Here is an 18,146-nt window from a genome sequence, read left to right as displayed (position 1 = left end):
TGGCCCGGCATCAGCGCCGGGCGTCGGCTACCTGGTTTTCAGTAATCCGCTTTTGTTGGCACCGAATGCCACCGCACCGCTCAGCGGTTTGCCATCAATCGCATCATGGGTACGTACCGCTTCCGGGCGGATCCAGCGTTGCACGCGGGAGGGCATATCCAGACCGATAAGCAGGATCACCACAAAGGTCAGGCCGAACGACAGCGATCCCAGCGTGGTGCCCAGATCCATCCGCTGTGCGATCAGCGCCCCGAGAACCGGCGCGATCGCTCCGCCCAGTGCCCCGACGTTATAGGTAAAGCCCAGGCCCGCGGCGCGTTGATCGGTATCGAAATAACCGCCGATCAATTTCGGTAAGATCCCGGAGATCCCCTGCCCCAGCATCTGCTGGAAGAACAGTAACAGGCCCAATACCCATACGTTTGTGCCGCCAATAGCAAACACCGGAATAATCAACAGTTGGGATGCCAGCAAGCTACAGACATAGGCTTTGCGGGTGCCCAGCCAGTCGCCGAGAAAACCGCCCACGCAGCAGCCCACCGCCGCGCCAAAGCCGCTGAAAAACAGCACCTTCGCCACGGTGGTATGGTCGTACGCGAGTTCCGTTTTAAGATAGGTGGGCAAAAGCGCCTGGATCGGCCATGAATAGAGAAAGGCGAACAGGACCACTACCATTAGCGTCACCCCGGTAGGCCAACGCTTGCCGCTGCTCTGTACCATAAAGCTGATAAAGATCGCCGCGCAAACCAGCCCCAGTAGCACCACGATGCCGGCATTTTGCAGATCGCCTGCAAAGCAGAACCACAACGCGGTCGCCGCCATCATAGTCAGGAAGATATTGATAACCCGATGCTTTCCGCAGTACAGGATATCCACCATCGTGCGGACCGGCGCCTGGCCTTCATGCTTCTCTTTCCAGTCCTCGGCTTCCGGGATGTTCTTGCGTAACCACAGTGCAAAGACAATCGGCACGATGCCAATGAAAAACAGCGCACGCCAGCCCCAGACCGGCACCACCAGGCTGTAAACCTGTGCCGCGATCACTGCCCCGACGGAGAAACCGGAGATCAAAAAGCCGCTGGCCTTGTTGCGCAGCTGTTTTGGCCAGCTTTCAATAACGTAGGTCGCGCTGGAGCCGTACTCCCCCGCCATGCCCATACCAATCACCAGTCGGGCGATAAACATGGTGGTAAAGCCGGGCGCAAAGCCGCAGGCCAGCGTACCGACAGAAAACAGGATAATACTGGTGACCATTGCCAGCCGGCGTCCGTAGCGGTCGCCCATTGCGCCCAGCATCAGCCCGCCAAACCAGCGTGAAATAAAGGCGGCGGAAATCAGGCTGGCCGCCTCAACGGTGGTCAGGCCAAACTCACCCTGAATTTCCGTCAGGACCAGAGCGATTAAGACAAAATCAAAACCATCAAGCAAATATCCCAGCCAGGCGGCGGAGAACGCCCGCCACTGTGCCCGGTTGAGATGGCGATACCACGGGATGTTCTGGGTCGTTGTACTCATTTTACTCTCCCGCGATGGGTCAGACCCACGCTTGGCTTTTGATACCGGATGTCGTTTGCACCACACCCGACACAGACAGTGTTGTTACCCGGACAAGGCGTATTGTGCCGGTGGCCGGGATTATCCCCGCCCGCGCAATGCGGCGGGGCGCGCGTTCGTCTTAACCCAGCTGCGCTTTCTCCTGCTGCAACTGCTGCGCCAGCGCCTTCAGCTCCGGCAGGAACTTCTCATCGACCGGGGAGAACGGTTTGCGGCACAGCGGCTCCGCCACCACATCCATATAATGCAGGACGGTTTTCAGACCGCGGAATACACCGGTTTTGATCAGCAGGTCGATGACCTTGTTGCACTCGCTTTGCAGCCTCTGCGCTTTTGCGATATCGCCGGTCCGCAGCGCCTGCACGATCCCCTGATAGCGCCATCCCATAATGTTGTAGGTGCTACCGATCCCGCCGTCGGCGCCCGCCAGCAGGCCGGAGGCAAAGATCTCGTCATAGCCGTTATAAAGCACCAGATCCGGATGCGCGCGACGGATCTGCTCCATCTGGAAGAGATCGCCCGAGGTTTGCTTCAACGCGCCCACGCCCGGCAAGGTCACCAGCGTGTTGATCTGCTCAAGGGTCAGCTTAACGCCGCTGAGCGCCGGAATGTTGTAGACCACCATCGGTAAGCCATTAGCCGAATCAATAATGGCCTGGTAGTGAGCGCAGTGCTCTTCAAAACTGAAGGGGTAGTAGAACGGCGTAACGGCGGAGACGGCATCGTAACCGTAGTCGTCCGCGGCCCGGGCCAGCTGCTGGCTCTCCAGGGTGCTGACGCAGCCAACGTGGGCAATCAGTGTCATTTTCCCTTTTGCTTCTTCAGCCACGATCTCCAGCACTTCCTGGCGCTCCGCGCTGCTTTGCACAAAAGCCTCGCCAGTCGAGCCGCCAACGTATAACCCATCAATGCCCTGGCTCAGATTAAAGCGCACCAGCCGGCGCAGGCTCTGAGTATCCAGCTTTTGTTGCCCGTCGAACGGCGTAAGCAGCGCCGCCATCACCCCACGTAAATTGACCGCCATATAAACCTCGTTGTGATATTACCTGTGATTAACGATGTACCTTTATACCTGTTATACCAGACAGGTTGCGAGGTAACCTCATACAGAACGCTTATTATGCGATCTGCTTCACTAAACAACGATCCTGACGATCGTCTGGCTTATTTTGTGGGGTGCTTTTTCTGGCCGAAGGCGTGCCAGGTCGCGGAAACGCTATTGAGGTGGCTTTGTAAGGCGCGATCGGCTTCGTCGGGGTCGCGACGCCGAATGGCTTCGACGATGTCGATATGCTGTTGGTAGCTGACGGTATTGTGTTCGTGCAACGCGTGCTCTGGGACTTTCGGTCGTGCGGCGATCAGCCAGTCCAGAAGCGCGACATGGATTGCCATAAAGATCGGGTTCCCGGGGATTTCCGCCAGCACCCGATGGAATTCCACGTCAGAACGGATAAACAGCGCGTTGTCATCAAGCGACTGGCTGTTGATCTTCAATGCCTGCCCGAGTTTATCGATCTGCTCATCACTGGCGTGCTCCGCGGCATAGCGGACGAGGCTGGACTCAAAAAACAGGCGCAGTTGTTCAAAATGAGCAATACCGCCTGGGTGAGACAGGAAGTCTTTCGCCATCCCCGACAGTTCACCAATGATGGTGTCGGCGGAAGGCCGGGAGACGCGGGCGCGTTCGCCGTTGCTAATCTGCACCAGGCCTTTACGCTTTAACGCGGCCAGCGCTTCGCGCACAGAAGGACGACCGACGTTGAAAAAGGTCATCAGCTCACGCTCAGACGGGAGTTGCTCACCTTCAGCAAACTCGCGGCGGCGGATCATATTCTCGAGCTCTTCCTCTACCATTTCAGAGAGCTTTTTACGCGCCAGCGGACGGCGGTGCAGGCTGCTACCGATGGCGGACGAGGTTTCTTCTGTCTGGGGATCAAATGCGCTCATAGGGACCATGTGTGATGTGTGACAGCAAGTGACGACGGGATCATCTTACCACAAGAATTCCCTGTGGGCGGCGTAGATAACAGAACAGGCCCCGAAGGGCCTGCAATCTGGCATCCATAACCTGCTGGATGATTATTTCACGACGCGTAGCGCCGGACGGCCACCGCGCGGCGGCGGCGTATCGTCAGGGTCATCGTCATGGTTGTCCGGCTTGTCGCCGTCAATCACCGACATCACCGTCTCGTTTTCATTGCTTACCGATGCGTCGTCATCATTCAGCGTCGTGACGTCTTCATCGTAGGCCGCTTCAGGCTCGAACATGGTACCAGCGCCGTTTTCACGGGCATAGATAGCCAGTACCGCAGCCATCGGCACGGAAACATTGCGTGGGACACCGCCAAAGCGCGCGTTGAAACGCACTTCGTCATTAGCCAGTTCCAGGTTCCCCACGGCACGCGGCGCAATATTCAGGACGATTTGCCCATCGCGCGCGTACTCCATCGGCACCAGTACGTTGGGTAATGTCACATCGACAACCAGATGTGGCGTCAGCTGGTTGTCCAGCAGCCACTCATAGAACGCCCGCAGTAAGTACGGGCGACGCGGCGTTAGCTGCGATACATCCATCGGTTAGCCTCGACCGAGTCGCATTTCACGCTCGGGTTCAGTTAAGGAAGCGAGGAAGGAATCACGTTCAAAGACGCGAGTCATATAGCCCTTGAGCTCCTTCGCGCCAGCGCCAATAATTTCAACACCGAGAACCGGCAAACGCCACAGCAGCGGTGCCAGATAGCAATCAACCAGGCTGAACTCATCGCTCAGGAAGTAAGGTTTCTGGGTGAAAACAGGTGCAATCGCCTGCAGCTCTTCGCGCAGCTGTTTACGCGCGGTTTCAGCCTGGGCAGCGGTACCGGTCTGAATGGTGTTCATCAGCGAATACCAGTCTTTTTCGATACGCTGCATGTACAGACGACTTTCTCCACGCGCAACCGGATAGACCGGCATTAACGGTGGGTGCGGGAAACGCTCATCCAGATATTCCATAATGATGCGGGATTCCCACAGAGTGAGCTCACGATCCACCAGCGTAGGTACGCTTTGATTCGGGTTGAGGTCAATCAGATCCTGAGGTGGGTTGTCCTTTTCCACGTGCTCTATCTCAAAACTAACACCTTTTTCTGCCAGCACGATGCGGACTTGGTGGCTATAGATGTCAGTAGGACCAGAAAACAGCGTCATTACCGAACGTTTGTTGGCAGCGACAGCCATGAAAACCTCCAGGTATATTCAGAATTTTTGTACTGCTACCAACCACACAGGATTGGCCAGATGTAAAAACCCCAGTAGCGTGACGTCATTCTCGTTTGGGTAAAATCACAAAAATGAACGATCACCAGCATTTGGGCAGAAAATTGGATGATAGTTTACCAGATCTTGAAGGCATTGTGGTGAGGGGATTCTGGAAATGCTGAAAAAGTGGTAAGAACAGGTGGTTTTCGGAGGGAAAACGCCAGATTTCTGCATAAAAAAACCCGCCGAAGCGGGTTTTTTCGCAAATTGTTCTGCGTGAGCAGAAAACAATTAACGTTTGGAGAACTGAGGACGACGACGTGCTTTACGCAGACCGACTTTCTTACGTTCAACCTGACGAGCATCACGAGTAACGAAACCAGCTTTACGCAGTTCGCCACGCAGGGACTCATCATACTCCATCAGAGCGCGGGTGATACCGTGACGGATCGCACCAGCCTGACCAGAGATACCACCACCTTTAACAGTGATGTACAGATCCAGTTTCTCAACCATGTCGACCAGTTCCAGCGGCTGACGAACTACCATGCGGGCAGTTTCACGACCGAAGTACTGTTCCAGAGAACGCTGGTTAATAACGATTTTGCCGCTGCCTGGTTTGATGAAAACGCGAGCTGCGGAACTTTTGCGGCGACCAGTGCCGTAATATTGATTTTCAGCCATTGCCTATAATCCCGATTAGATGTCAAGAACTTGCGGTTGCTGTGCCGCGTGGTTGTGCTCGTTACCCGCGTAAACTTTCAGTTTACGGTACATAGCACGACCCAGCGGGCCTTTTGGCAGCATGCCTTTAACCGCGATTTCAATCACACGCTCAGGACGGCGAGCAATCATCTCTTCAAAGGTCGCTTCTTTGATACCACCGATGTGGCCGGTGTGATGATAGTACATTTTGTCTTCGCGCTTGTTGCCGGTTACAGCAACTTTTTCTGCGTTCAGAACGATGATGTAATCACCGGTATCTACGTGCGGAGTGTATTCCGCTTTATGCTTACCGCGCAGGCGACGAGCCAGTTCAGAAGCCAGACGGCCCAGAGTTTTACCGGTCGCGTCAACAACATACCAGTCGCGCTGTACGGTTTCTGGTTTAGCTGTAAAAGTTTTCATTAAAAGCTTACCCAAATAATAAGTTACACGTTGGTGAACACCCAAACGTTTAGTCAGTTGAGGTTCACGCGACATTGTCCAGCAAACCTACCCCTTCGAATAGCCTATGCCGGCACTATAGAAAGTTTTGGGAAAAAAACCTTCTTGTAACGTGGGGTCGCAAGATTATAGAGAAGTCGGGAACAAAGGTCGACCCCTTTATGTGATTAGAAGCAGGTTTTTTCGCCGGTGTCATGCCGTTCTCTTCTGCCTTTCCCTCAGGCAACGCGGCATAAGGGAAAGGTTCTCAGTCAGGGCATATGTGGGCGTTTCAAATACTCTTCGCTTTGCATTTCCTGCAGGCGCGATAAGCAACGCTGAAACTCAAACTTCAGGCGCTCGCCCTGATAAATGTCATGCAGCGGAACCGCGGCGCTGACCACCAGCTTGACGTGGCGCTCGTAGAATTCATCCACCAGCGCGATAAAACGCCGGGCCTCACTCTCCAGCAGCCCGGTCATCACCGGGACGTCAAAGAGCATCACGGTATGGAACAGGCGCGAGAGCGCAATGTAATCGTGCTGGCTACGCGCATCCACACACAGCGTGGCAAACGAGGCCGCCAGCGTCTGGTTTTCGACGCCAAGCGTCGGCAGCATACGATGGTTGATCTCCAGCGTCGGCGTCTGCTCGCGTTTAGCCCCCGCCAGCGCCAGCCACAGTTTATCCATCTGCTCTTGGGTCTGCGTATTGAGAGGCGACAGCCACAAATGGGCCTGGGTTAAGGTACGCAGGCGGTAATCAATACCGGCATCGACGTTCATAATGTCGCAGTGCTGTTTAATCGCCTCGATGGCAGGCAGGAAGCGAGCACGCTGCAGCCCGTTGCGGTACAGATCGTCCGGCGGAATGTTCGAGGTCGCCACCAGCGTAATCCCACGGGCAAACAGCGCTTTCATCAGGCCGCCCAGCAGCATCGCATCGGTAATATCGGAGACAAAAAACTCATCGAAGCACAATACGTCGGTTTCCGCCTTGAAGCGGTCAGCGAGGATCTCAAGCGGGTCGCTGTGCCCCTGCAGGGTGATGAGTTCCTCATGCACGCGCAGCATAAAGCGGTGGAAGTGCAGGCGCTGCTTACGCTCGCCCGGCAGGCTTTGGTAAAACAGATCCATCAGCCAGGTCTTGCCCCGGCCTACGCCTCCCCACATATAGAGGCCGCGCACGGCAGCGGTATCGGCGGTAGGTTCACGCTTGCCCAGCAGCTTGCCGAATTTTGCCCGTAAACCGCCGCTTTGCGGTACCGGAACGGGTTTATTCTGCAGTTCATGATAGATGGTATCAAGGCGGCTTACCGCTTCTTGCTGGACATCGTCGGGTTGATGGCTGCCCTCTTTGAGAGCGAAAAGGTAACGCGATGTTGGGGACAGGCTTTGCATGATCTAATTGTTATTCCTTGAAAACCGTAATGCTGAAGCTCACGATTGACGAAAAAAAGGCCGTTCTACACTACGCGATGATACGCCAGGATTCCACTTCTGTGGAATTAGCGGTTATAGTGGCACTATCGGGCGCAGGCGGAGAGCCTTACAGCCACCCTACGGAACCACAAAACAACGGGAGATGTACATGACCTGGGAATATGCGCTAATTGGGCTAGTTGTCGGTATCATCATCGGTGCCGTCGCCATGCGTTTTGGCAACCGCAAATTACGCCAACAACAGGCGCTGCAGTTCGAGCTGGAAAAGAATAAAACAGAGCTTGAAGAGTATCGTGAAGAGCTGGTCAGCCACTTTGCCCGCAGTGCAGAACTGCTGGATAACATGGCCGATGACTATCGCCAGCTGTATCAGCATATGGCAAAAAGCTCCAGCAGCCTGCTGCCAGACACCATGGCGGACGCAAACCCGTTCCGCAACCGTCTGGCTGAATCCGAAGCCGGCAACGATCAGGCGCCGGTCCAGATGCCGCGCGACTATTCTGATGGCGCGTCCGGCCTGCTGCGCGGCGGAGCAAAACGCGACTAATCTCTCCCTGACCGCAAAAATATTATCCGGGCGCGTTCCCTGCGCCCGTCTCAACCCTGTATCCCAGCTATTATTTAACCATTGACCGCATTGTTAGCGGGTCAAAAATTCAATAACATCAGACCATTCGGGACGCATTTCCATACACCTCAGGTTACGAGAGCCAGCATCAGATGAAGAAACAGACTTTGCTGTTGAGTGCATTAGCGTTAAGCATCGGGTTATCGCTGTCGGTTTTACCTACGGCTATGGCATCGTTACCCACCCAGATCCCCGGCCAGGGCGCACTGCCAAGCCTTGCTCCCATGCTAGAAAAAGTGCTGCCGGCGGTGGTGAGCGTGCAGGTTGAAGGGACCGCCGCGCCTGCGCAAAATATGCCGGAAGAGTTGAAAAAGTACTTTGGCGACAATGTGCCGCAGGAGCAGGCTCAGCCTTTTGAAGGCCTCGGCTCCGGCGTCATCATCGATGCCGCAAAAGGCTATGTGTTGACCAACAATCACGTGATCAGCCAGGCGCAGAAAATCAGCGTTCAGCTTAACGACGGTCGTGAGTTTGACGCGAAACTGGTCGGCAGCGACGACCAGAGCGATATCGCGCTGTTGCAAATCCAAAAGCCCAGCCATCTGACGCAAATCGCCATCGCCGACTCCGATAAGCTGCGGGTCGGCGATTTCGCCGTGGCCGTCGGCAACCCGTTTGGCCTTGGCCAGACCGCGACCTCCGGTATCGTCTCGGCGCTGGGCCGCAGCGGGCTGAACCTCGAAGGGCTCGAGAACTTTATCCAGACCGATGCCTCCATTAACCGCGGTAACTCCGGCGGGGCCCTGCTGAACCTCAACGGCGAACTGATTGGTATCAATACCGCGATTCTGGCGCCGGGTGGCGGCAGCGTCGGTATCGGCTTTGCCATTCCGAGTAACATGGCGCAGACCCTTGCCAAGCAGCTTATCCAGTTTGGTGAAATCAAACGCGGCCTGTTGGGTATAAAAGGCATGGAAATGAGCGCAGATATCGCCAAAGCGATGAACATCGACGCTCAGCGCGGGGCATTCGTCAGTGAAGTCCTGCCGAACTCAGGTTCGGCCAAAGCCGGGGTGAAATCTGGCGACGTGATTGTCAGCATGAATGGCAAACCGCTTAACAGCTTTGCCGAGCTGCGCTCGCGGATCGCCACGACGGAGCCGGGAACCAAAGTGAAGCTGGGCCTGCTGCGTGAAGGGAAGCCGCTGGACGTTGAAGTAACGCTGGATAAAAGCACCTCCTCGACCGCCAGCGCCGACCTCATCATTCCGGCACTTCAGGGGGCATCGCTCAGTGACGGACAGATGAAAGACGGCACGAAAGGCGTCACCGTCGATAGCGTAGAGAAAGGAAGCCCTGCGGCTCAGGTTGGCCTGCACAAAGATGACCTGATCATCGGCCTGAATCGCGAACGCATTCAGTCCATCGTCGAGCTGCGTAAAGTGCTGGAGAGTAAGCCGGCCGTTATTGCGCTGAACGTCATGCGCGGGAACGAAAGCATTTATCTGCTGCTGCGTTAATGCGGATTTCCGGACATCGCCTGCCGTGCGATGTCCGGATAACTCGTGCTATGCTGCGCATGTCCATCCATTAACGATATCTGCATCATGCCTGGAAAGTTACTACGTTCTGTACTCATCGGTTTGATCGTCGGGGGCCTGCTGCTCGCCGCGATGCCTTCTTTGCGTAAGTGGCATCTGTCGACGACCACCCAGTACGATAGCGCGGACGAATCGCCCGCCAGCTATAATCCAGCCGTCCGCCGTGCCGCACCGGCGGTGGTGAATGTCTATAACCGCGCGTTGAATGGCACCAGCCATAATCAGCTCACTCTCGGATCCGGCGTTATCATGGATCAGCGCGGCTACATTCTGACCAATAAGCACGTTATCAATGATGCCGATCAGATCATCGTCGCCCTACAGGACGGCCGGGTCTTTGAAGCGTTACTGGTGGGTTCCGATACGCTAACCGATCTCGCGGTCCTGAAGATCAACGCCAACGCTGGCCTGCCGGTTATCCCGATCAACCCTAAGCGGGTACCGCATATCGGTGATGTGGTGTTGGCGATTGGTAACCCCTATAACCTTGGGCAGACGATTACCCAGGGCATCATCAGCGCTACCGGTCGTATTGGCCTGAACCCTACCGGGCGCCAGAATTTCCTGCAAACCGATGCTTCCATTAACCACGGTAACTCCGGCGGCGCGCTGGTGAACTCGCTGGGCGAGCTGATGGGCATCAACACGCTGTCATTTGATAAAAGCAATGATGGTGAAACGCCAGAAGGGATCGGCTTCGCCATTCCGTTCCAGCTGGCCACCAAGATTATGGATAAGCTTATCCGCGATGGTCGGGTGATCCGCGGCTATATCGGCATCAGCGGTCGTGAGATTGCCCCACTGCATGCGCAGGGCGGCGGGATCGATCAGCTGCAAGGGATTGTGGTCAATGATGTAGCACCGGATGGCCCGGCAGCTCAGGCCGGGATCCGCGCCAACGACGTGATCGTCTCCGTGAATGACAAGCCGGCCGTCTCCGCGCTTGAGACCATGGATCAGGTCGCGGAAATCCGCCCTGGCTCAGAAATTCCGGTGATCATTATGCGTGATGACAAGAAGATCACTCTGCATATCGCCGTTCAGGAATACCCGGCCACCAACTAGCAGACATAAAAAAACCGGAGCTGCTCACTCGCTCCGGTTTTTTTAATCCATCACACGCTTATTTGTTGACGAAATCTTCGCCCATAGCGATATCTTTCTTCAGCGTATCCAGCATCCCTTCCAGCGCCTGCTGTTCAAATGCACTGAGCTTACCGATCGGCTGGCGTTCCTCAACACCATTTTTACCGAGCAGCAGCGGCTGGGAGAAGAAGCGCGCGTACTGGCCATCGCCTTCCACGTAAGCACATTCCACCACCCCTTTTTCGCCTTGCATTGCCCGCACTAAGGACAAGCCGAAACGTGCGGCCGCCTGTCCCATCGAGAGCGTCGCCGACCCGCCGCCGGCTTTGGCTTCCACCACTTCGGTACCGGCGTTCTGGATACGTTTTGTCAGATCGGCAACTTCCTGATCGCTAAAGCTCACGCCCGCAATCTGGGACAGCAACGGCAGGATCGTCACGCCGGAGTGGCCGCCAATCACCGGGACTTCGATATCTGATGCCGATTTATCTTTCAGCTCAGCGACAAAGGTGTTCGAACGGATGATGTCCAGCGTGGTCACGCCAAACAGTTTGTTCTTGTCGTAAACGCCCGCTTTTTTCAGCACTTCTGCCGCAATGGCCACCGTGGTATTCACCGGGTTGGTAATAATGCCGATGCAGGCCTGCGGGCAGGTTTTCGCAATCTGTTGTACCAGATTCTTCACGATACCGGCGTTCACGTTAAATAAATCGGAGCGATCCATGCCTGGCTTACGGGCTACGCCAGCAGAAATCAACACGACATCCGCCCCGACAAGCGCTGGAGTGGCGTCTTCACCGGAGAAACCTTTAATTTTCACATCGGTAGGGATATGGCTAAGATCAACCGCCACGCCCGGTGTGACCGGAGCAATGTCGTACAACGAGAGTTCTGAACCTGAAGGCAGTTGGGTCTTAAGTAGTAGGGCAAGCGCCTGGCCAATTCCACCAGCAGCGCCGAGGACTGCAACTTTCATCCTAAACTCCTTATTATGGTTAATATCGTCTTTCGTTATTCCGTCGCCTGGACCTTAATTCACAAGATAAACAATTACAATCAGTATGGTTGAATAATGCGGACTGTTGCGCAGTGATGCATCAGCTTCGCATTTTCATCCTTGAGGGTGACTACCCGGCACAATGCTTTACCGGATCGACTATTGGTTACAATACACCCAGCTTGCTCGGCAAAACAACATCATTCTCATAACATTTAATTTACTTTTACAGCGATTTACGGGCTGTGATGAAGGCATGTTCCTTCGCAGGGTTATTTGCTAAAATATGCCCCCTTCATAACATTATTTACTTTATCCCCTTGCGGATTATTTGCATAAAAATTCATTCCTATGCATAATGATGTTGTTTTTACCACCATAATTTGGGTGACTTATGCGAAGTTCGGCAAAACAAGAAGAACTGGTTAAAGCGTTTAAACTGCTGCTTAAAGAAGAAAAGTTCAGCTCTCAAGGCGAGATTGTCCAGGCGCTGCAGGAAGAAGGTTTCGATAATATTAACCAATCGAAAGTCTCCCGCATGCTGACAAAATTTGGCGCGGTGCGTACCCGGAACGCCAAAATGGAGATGGTCTATTGCCTGCCTGCCGAGCTTGGCGTCCCGACAACCTCCAGCCCACTGAAGAACCTGGTCCTCGACATCGACTATAACGATGCCGTGGTGGTGATTCACACCAGCCCGGGTGCGGCGCAGTTGATTGCCCGCCTGCTGGACTCCCTCGGCAAAGCGGAAGGTATTCTCGGCAGTATTGCCGGCGATGACACCATCTTTACTACCCCGGCCAGAGGATTTACCGTCAAAGATCTGCACGACGCGATTCTGGTGCTGTTCGAACAAGAACTGTAAGCCCCTTCCCTCTGGCGCCCGCCAGGGGGCTCATTCAAAAACGCAGCATTTCTTTAACATTAAGTGTGGTTTTCCGCCTCTATACATTCCTTTACCGAATGAGAGAGTCTAAAACGCACAAAATATCAAATTCACCTATCCATATGATTTTATTCGCTATAACACTTGGTCATGGCGAAAAAATGACATTCCTAATACTTATACGTTATAAAAACGACAATTCCTTGCAATTATTTACTCATAAAACAATTAGCACGGTATTAATATTTTCGGTGATTAGTGTATACTTGATTTTGTGATGAGGGTCACGAAACGAAGAGCCCTCAATAATAAGATTCGACGAGGTGAACATCATGAAAATCAAAACAACTGTCGCTGTACTCAGCGTTCTGTCGGTTCTCTCCTTTGGCGCTTTCGCCGCTGACTCGATTAATAGCGAGCAGGCGCAAGGCCGTCAGTCAATCGGCACGGTTTCCGTCGGCGCGGTGAACGCATCCCCGATGGATATGCATGAAATGCTGAATCAGAAAGCTCAGGAAGAAGGTGCTTCTTCCTACCGCATTATCGAAGCCCGCACCGGTGACCACTGGCACGCAACGGCTGAGCTTTATAAATAAGATTTAACGATTGTCGGTTATTAACTGAATACGAATTTCCCCAGCGGCCCAGGTTCATACGACACCTCCCGCCGCTGCAACATTATGGTTGGAGTAAAGATTATGAAAAGTGCAATGATCATCGCATCCCTGGGCCTGGCTTCCGTTCTCTCCTTCGGCGCTAATGCTGCCGTTAATCAGGTCAGCGCGGAACAAGCTCAAAATCTGCAGTCTATGGGTACCGTGTCTGTTTCTCAGGTAGGCAGCGCCCCGATGGATATGCGTCAGGAACTGGCGGCGAAAGCCGAGAAAGAAGGCGCAAGCAGCTACCGTATTATTGAAGCCCGTACCGGCGATAGCTGGCACGCTACAGCTGAGTTGTACAAATAAACCCTCGTCGTCTAGTCCGACGACTTGCCCCCGCCCTGTCGGGGGCTTTTTTATGCCTGTCTGGCGTTAAAGCGTAGCTCCCCTTCCAGCTCTTCTTCCGCTTCATCAAACAGCAATATCAACGCCCCAAAGCGCCGACGCTGCTTATCACTCAAGTGAATAAACTCAATCTCCAGCGGCAACGGCAGCAGTCCTCCGGTGACCACTTCCCACAAAGAGTCCAGATTATTCACCTTGTCACGATTGAGCGTGAAGGTCCGTGAGAATTCACGATAGAAATCCTGCTGTTCGGCTATATCGTCGAAATCAAAGGTATAGATAGTCATCGCCCGCACCCTGTCAATATCGCGCTATTGTCACCTGTCCCAATACTCTTTCTGCGCCGGGTTTCCACCCGCTCTCCTGTACAGAACGTAAACGTCCTCGACACTTAAGTATAGTGATAAAAAAACCGACGCTTCAGGCGTCGGTTCAGAGGGTTAGCTGTTGGTGAGAGCTTGTTGGTATTTCCGCAGCATCTCTACCAGCCTTCGAACGGGTTCGGTCACCTGTGGTGAGGCTTCCCAGAGCTGCAGTTTTTCCTGATAAACGTCCAGCTCCTCTAACAAGCGAGCGAAATAGCGCCGCCGCTTATCATCATTACTGGCGGACATCACGTGATCGGCGGTACGCCGCAGCTGCCGGTGGAACGCCGACAGATCGTCATTCACTGGTACCGGCGCATCCCGCAGGCGTTGATGGGCGATAATCAGCGTTAACGCCAGGCGAAAGCGAGCAATATCCCCGGGGAATTTATTGAGCAACAGGAACAACTGCTGATACAGCGCGGGCAGGTGGTTCTCTTTGCGCCGCGCGGTGTTGGTCGTCAGCGATGAAACCGCAGCCGACACAAACTGATTAAGCAGCACACGTCCGGTACGCGCTTGCGAATTATCCCGCACGAGCAGAATCACCATCAACGCCAGGAAACAACCGACGATCTGCCCCAGCGCGCTATCGAGGAACTGGCTGAATTGAAACTGCATCGGGTTGTCCAGCACCAGGATGTTGATGGTGCTCGCCAGCGCCCCCAGCGATCCCAGCCGCCGTTTTTGGACTTCAATACCAATGAAGAATGCCATGGCCGCCAGACTGAGGCACAGCAACAACATGCTTTGCTGCGTGGCGGGCATAATCACCAGGAAAAACAGCGCCCCGAGCGGTAAAGCGGCCAATGTGCCGTACAGGAAGTCAATTGCCACCATCCTCGGGTTTGGCAGACGCATAGCTAACGACGTGACCACCGCAATCATCACCATCGCCCCGCTACCGGAGGTCCAGCCGGTCCACAGCCAGAACAACGTGCCCAGAATGCAGGAAATAGAAGTACGCCAGAAGTTGACCATCGCATGGTGATGTTCAGCGGACCCCGCCTTCACCACCACTTCACCCTGCAGCACGTCATCTTCAATCCGGCTGATTCGGGTATTGCCCACCACCCCGCGTTTCAACAGCAGATAACGCGTCGCGGCGCCCACCCAGCTGTAGATCGTCACCGGCGTATTGTGTTCCCCTTTCCAGGTCAGAAAGCGGCGCATTCTTTTCAGTTGCCGGTGGACGTCCTGCACGCTCTCTACCGGTTCGGCAAACAGTTCACGATAATCATAGGTCACCATTTCCGGACGCGAGTTCTGAATAAGGTAGGTTTCACAGGCCTGGGTAATCAGCGTTAACGAGATGGTATTGATCGCCTTCAACCGCTGGTTGACCTTCGCCCAGCGCGATGACTCCATGATCAGGTTACCGCGCATCCCTTCCAGCGCGCTGGTCCGGCGCACCAGTGCCCCCCAGGCTTTATCGACCACTTCGCTATCGCCATGCGCCACGCACAACTGCATCAGCCGATATTGATCGACCAGCAGATTATCCAGCTCGAGATCGATCTCTTTCTTAATCGAACGCGGAGAAAATAGCAGGTCGGCGATGATCGCGCTGACAATCCCCACGACAATCTCGCTGCATCGTTCAACGGCGAACTGCGGCGCCAGCATCGGGTCGGTGTGGATGGTGATGATAATGATAAGTGCGGTATAGCCCGCCAGCCCCCAGGCGTAGGAGTTTTCGACCCGCACCAGCGAGGAGATCCAGGTACAAAATCCCGCCCACAAGCAGCACACCAGCATCATCAGCAGCGGCGCGCGAATCATCAAAATAATAATCGTCAGGGCGGCGATACACCCGATAAAGGTCCCGGCAATACGCAGCATGCCGCGATAGCGGATAGCGCCAGAGTAAGGTTCTCCTCCGGCGGCAAACGCGGGGCCGGCGGTCACAATCGCCGCGGTCAGCACCGCCCAGCGTGGGGTTTCCAGCTGAAAGTGGAAACCGACAAACAGCGCCAGCACGACCGCACAGGCTAGTTTAATCGCGAAGCGAAGATGCCGGGATGCAATGGTGAAGATGCCCATGGCGATTAACCAAACTCACGCAGGCGCATCGCCAGTTTCTGGAAGAAGTTAGCCTGGCTGGTATCGCGGTCTTCCTTACCGGTAATCACCACCGTTGCGGTCGTCCCGGCAGGCCACAGATTGCCCTGCTGCTTGTCGAGACGAATACGCACCGGAACACGCTGCGCCAGGCGCACCCATTCGAGGTTGGAATCCACAGAGGCCATCCCTTTCGCATCGACGCTGCTGCTGGCGTTGGTCACCCCGGCGGCAATACTGTCTACCGTCCCTTTAATGGACAGGCTGCTGCCCAGCGGGGTGATTTCCGCGCGATAACCCTGACGGACACCTTCCAGCTTGGTCTCTTCGAGATAGGCCACCACGTAGAAGGTGTTTTGTTTAACCAGTGCCACGGCGGTAGAGCCGCGGGTAATGAATTCGCCGTTGTAGACGTTGAGGTTGGTCACCCAGCCATCGGCCGGCGCACGCACCACCGTACGTTCAAGATCGAGTGCCGCCAGATCGCGGGTCGCGACCGCTTTCGCCAACTGATGCTCTACCGTTTGTAAGACGTTGTTGGCCTGGTCAATCTCTTCACGGGACATGGCCTGCACGCCCAGTCGGTTACGACGGCCAGCTTCAACACGCTTTTCCTGAGCCAGCGTCTGGTAGTAGGAGACGTCGGCCTGCGCTTCGGCGAGGGCTTTCTGGTAACGCGGCTGGTCGATCACAAACAATATCTGGTCTTTCTTAACCAGCTGGTTATCCTTGATATTTACCTGTGAAATCAGCCCTGAGACATCAGGGGCGATGGCCACGATATCGGCACTAAAGCGTGCATCACGCGTCCAGGGAGAGGCCGTGTAATAGACCCAGGCGCGAAAAATCGCGACAAACGCCAGGATAACCAGTATCACAGTGATTGCGGTACGGAAGATATTTCTTGTTAGTGTTTTCACATCGACCTCAAACGAACAAACGCGATATCAGATAAAAAAGGCAGCAATATAACGCGGTATTGAAAAGTGCAGGATGCCAGACAAAATCATAGATGCCGGTGGGAACCAGCAGCCGATGCACCAGCCAGAAAACGGCCAGCGATATTAGCAATTCAAAGAAGATCGGCGGAAATGACAAGCCGAAAATCACGATGACAGGGAACAGACTCATGATGACCTTGATAAGAAGCGTACAGGTGGTAGCGTGAAGCGTTTATTATTTAGCTAACAATATAGTAACGTAACCATTGCAGCATGATCTATATTATGTGATCTAAATCACTTTTAAGTCAGAGTGAATAATGGAACGATTAAAACGCATGTCCGTTTTTGCCAAAGTGGTTGAACTGGGTTCATTTACCGCCACGGCACAGCAGCTTCAGATGAGTGTCTCTTCCATCAGCCAGACTGTCTCTAAACTGGAAGATGAGCTACAGGTGAAGCTGTTAAACCGCAGCACGCGCAGCCTGGCCTTAACGGAAGCCGGTAAGATTTATTACCAGGGCTGCCGCCGGATGCTGTTCGAAGCCCGTGATGTCCACGAGCAACTCTACGCATTTAACAATACGCCTATCGGTACGCTACGCGTTGGCTGCTCTTCAACTATGGCACAGAATGTCCTCGCCCACATTACTGCCGGTATGTTGAAAGAATACCCGGGTTTATCGGTCAACCTGGTCACCGGTATCCCGGCTCCGGATCTGATCGCCGATGGCCTGGATGTAGTGATCCGCGTCGGGGCGTTGCAGGACTCCAGCCTCTTTTCACGGCGCCTTGGCTCAATGCCGATGGTGCTCTGCGCGGCGAAAAGCTATCTGCAGCAGGCGGGGATCCCGGAAAAACCCGCCGATCTCGCCAGCCACTCATGGCTTGAGTACAGCGTGCGCCCGGATAATGAGTTCGAAATTATCGCCCCGGAAGGGATCTCCACCAAACTGATCCCGCAGGGCCGCTTTGTCACCAACGATCCGATGACCCTGGTACGCTGGCTGACCGCCGGCGTCGGGGTAGCCTATGTGCCGCTGATGTGGGCGATCGAGGAGATCAACCGTGGCGAGCTGGAGATCCTGTTACCCAGCTATCAGTCCGATCCTCGCCCGGTGTATGCGGTGTATACCGAAAAAGACAAACTGCCGCTGAAGGTGCAGGTGTGTATAAACTCGCTGACGGAGTACTTTGTCGAAGTGGCGAAAATTTATCAGGGCATGCACGGCCGCGGAATCGCCCGCTAGCGCGAACA

General features: G+C 54.6%; 20 protein-coding genes. 7 read left to right on the top strand and 13 right to left on the bottom strand.

Annotated elements, in window-relative coordinates; genetic code table 11:
* Positions 1–27: 27 nt before the first annotated feature.
* The 8 genes from EDF82_RS14735 to zapE form a co-directional block, all read right to left on the bottom strand.
* Positions 28–1,515 (bottom strand): MFS transporter, encoded by a 1,488-nt coding sequence (locus EDF82_RS14735; protein ID WP_123756288.1) that lies wholly within the window; start codon positions 1,513–1,515, stop codon positions 28–30.
* Between the two features lie 160 nt (positions 1,516–1,675).
* Positions 1,676–2,578, bottom strand: coding sequence for an N-acetylneuraminate lyase (gene nanA, locus EDF82_RS14730; protein WP_123756287.1), 903 nt, complete (start codon positions 2,576–2,578; stop codon positions 1,676–1,678).
* Positions 2,579–2,718: 140 nt separating this feature from the next.
* On the bottom strand, positions 2,719–3,501 hold the full coding sequence (nanR, locus tag EDF82_RS14725; RefSeq protein ID WP_370453888.1) for a transcriptional regulator NanR: 783 nt from the start codon (positions 3,499–3,501) through the stop codon (positions 2,719–2,721).
* Between the two features lie 132 nt (positions 3,502–3,633).
* Complete coding sequence (gene sspB / locus EDF82_RS14720) at positions 3,634–4,128, bottom strand: ClpXP protease specificity-enhancing factor (protein ID WP_123756285.1); 495 nt, start codon at positions 4,126–4,128, stop codon at positions 3,634–3,636.
* Positions 4,129–4,131: 3 nt separating this feature from the next.
* Complete coding sequence (gene sspA, locus EDF82_RS14715; protein ID WP_123756284.1) at positions 4,132–4,770, bottom strand: stringent starvation protein SspA; 639 nt, start codon at positions 4,768–4,770, stop codon at positions 4,132–4,134.
* A gap of 312 nt (positions 4,771–5,082) precedes the next feature.
* The gene (gene rpsI / locus EDF82_RS14705; protein WP_003025138.1) at positions 5,083–5,475 is read right to left on the bottom strand and encodes a 30S ribosomal protein S9; all 393 of its coding nucleotides are present in this window, start codon (positions 5,473–5,475) and stop codon (positions 5,083–5,085) included.
* Positions 5,476–5,490: 15 nt separating this feature from the next.
* Entirely contained in the window at positions 5,491–5,919 is a 429-nt protein-coding gene (gene rplM, locus EDF82_RS14700) for a 50S ribosomal protein L13 (RefSeq protein WP_123756283.1), read from the bottom strand.
* Positions 5,920–6,209: 290 nt separating this feature from the next.
* Entirely contained in the window at positions 6,210–7,337 is a 1,128-nt protein-coding gene (gene zapE, locus EDF82_RS14695) for a cell division protein ZapE (RefSeq protein WP_123756282.1), read from the bottom strand.
* A 190-nt stretch (positions 7,338–7,527) separates the two neighbouring features.
* Here zapE and zapG point away from each other — a divergent pair, with 190 nt between their 5' ends.
* From zapG to degS, 3 genes are all read left to right on the top strand, one after another.
* On the top strand, positions 7,528–7,926 hold the full coding sequence (gene zapG / locus EDF82_RS14690) for a Z-ring associated protein ZapG (RefSeq protein ID WP_123756281.1): 399 nt from the start codon (positions 7,528–7,530) through the stop codon (positions 7,924–7,926).
* A 173-nt stretch (positions 7,927–8,099) separates the two neighbouring features.
* On the top strand, positions 8,100–9,467 hold the full coding sequence (degQ, locus tag EDF82_RS14685; protein WP_123756280.1) for a serine endoprotease DegQ: 1,368 nt from the start codon (positions 8,100–8,102) through the stop codon (positions 9,465–9,467).
* Positions 9,468–9,554: 87 nt separating this feature from the next.
* A complete protein-coding gene (gene degS, locus EDF82_RS14680; RefSeq protein ID WP_123756279.1) occupies positions 9,555–10,613 on the top strand; it encodes an outer membrane-stress sensor serine endopeptidase DegS in 1,059 nt (352 codons plus the stop codon).
* Positions 10,614–10,671: 58 nt separating this feature from the next.
* On the opposite strand, the gene mdh is transcribed toward degS, so the two are convergent.
* Positions 10,672–11,610 carry a malate dehydrogenase gene (mdh, locus tag EDF82_RS14675; protein WP_123756278.1) on the bottom strand — a complete coding sequence of 313 codons (939 nt, stop codon included), beginning with the start codon at positions 11,608–11,610 and terminating at the stop codon, positions 10,672–10,674.
* Positions 11,611–12,025: 415 nt separating this feature from the next.
* Between mdh and argR the strand changes: the two genes are divergently transcribed.
* From argR to yhcN-B, 3 genes are all read left to right on the top strand, one after another.
* Complete coding sequence (gene argR, locus EDF82_RS14670) at positions 12,026–12,496, top strand: transcriptional regulator ArgR (protein WP_041147448.1); 471 nt, start codon at positions 12,026–12,028, stop codon at positions 12,494–12,496.
* Between the two features lie 353 nt (positions 12,497–12,849).
* Positions 12,850–13,113: a peroxide/acid stress response protein YhcN gene (yhcN, locus tag EDF82_RS14665; RefSeq protein ID WP_123756277.1), complete on the top strand. Its 264-nt coding sequence runs from the start codon at positions 12,850–12,852 to the stop codon at positions 13,111–13,113.
* A gap of 102 nt (positions 13,114–13,215) precedes the next feature.
* On the top strand, positions 13,216–13,482 hold the full coding sequence (yhcN-B, locus tag EDF82_RS14660; protein ID WP_123756927.1) for a DUF1471 family stress response protein YhcN-B: 267 nt from the start codon (positions 13,216–13,218) through the stop codon (positions 13,480–13,482).
* A gap of 50 nt (positions 13,483–13,532) precedes the next feature.
* Here yhcN-B and EDF82_RS14655 read toward each other — a convergent pair whose 3' ends face one another.
* The 4 genes from EDF82_RS14655 to aaeX all read right to left on the bottom strand — a co-directional run bounded on the left by EDF82_RS14655 (position 13,533) and on the right by aaeX (position 17,078).
* Positions 13,533–13,808 (bottom strand): barstar family protein, encoded by a 276-nt coding sequence (locus EDF82_RS14655; protein ID WP_123756276.1) that lies wholly within the window; start codon positions 13,806–13,808, stop codon positions 13,533–13,535.
* 153 nt (positions 13,809–13,961) lie between these two features.
* Positions 13,962–15,929, bottom strand: a complete 1,968-nt coding sequence (aaeB, locus tag EDF82_RS14650; protein ID WP_123756275.1) for a p-hydroxybenzoic acid efflux pump subunit AaeB — start codon at positions 15,927–15,929, stop codon at positions 13,962–13,964.
* 5 nt (positions 15,930–15,934) lie between these two features.
* Entirely contained in the window at positions 15,935–16,867 is a 933-nt protein-coding gene (gene aaeA, locus EDF82_RS14645) for a p-hydroxybenzoic acid efflux pump subunit AaeA (RefSeq protein ID WP_123756274.1), read from the bottom strand.
* 7 nt (positions 16,868–16,874) lie between these two features.
* The gene (aaeX, locus tag EDF82_RS14640) at positions 16,875–17,078 is read right to left on the bottom strand and encodes a p-hydroxybenzoic acid efflux pump operon protein AaeX (RefSeq protein WP_041147453.1); all 204 of its coding nucleotides are present in this window, start codon (positions 17,076–17,078) and stop codon (positions 16,875–16,877) included.
* A gap of 130 nt (positions 17,079–17,208) precedes the next feature.
* Between aaeX and aaeR the strand changes: the two genes are divergently transcribed.
* A complete protein-coding gene (gene aaeR / locus EDF82_RS14635) occupies positions 17,209–18,138 on the top strand; it encodes an HTH-type transcriptional activator AaeR (RefSeq protein WP_123756273.1) in 930 nt (309 codons plus the stop codon).
* Positions 18,139–18,146: the final 8 nt, after the last annotated feature.

Source organism: Klebsiella sp. BIGb0399 (assembly GCF_003752615.1).
In the GTDB taxonomy this organism is placed as follows: Bacteria; Pseudomonadota; Gammaproteobacteria; order Enterobacterales; family Enterobacteriaceae; genus Klebsiella; species Klebsiella lignicola.
This window is presented reverse-complemented; position numbering and strand designations above follow the sequence as displayed.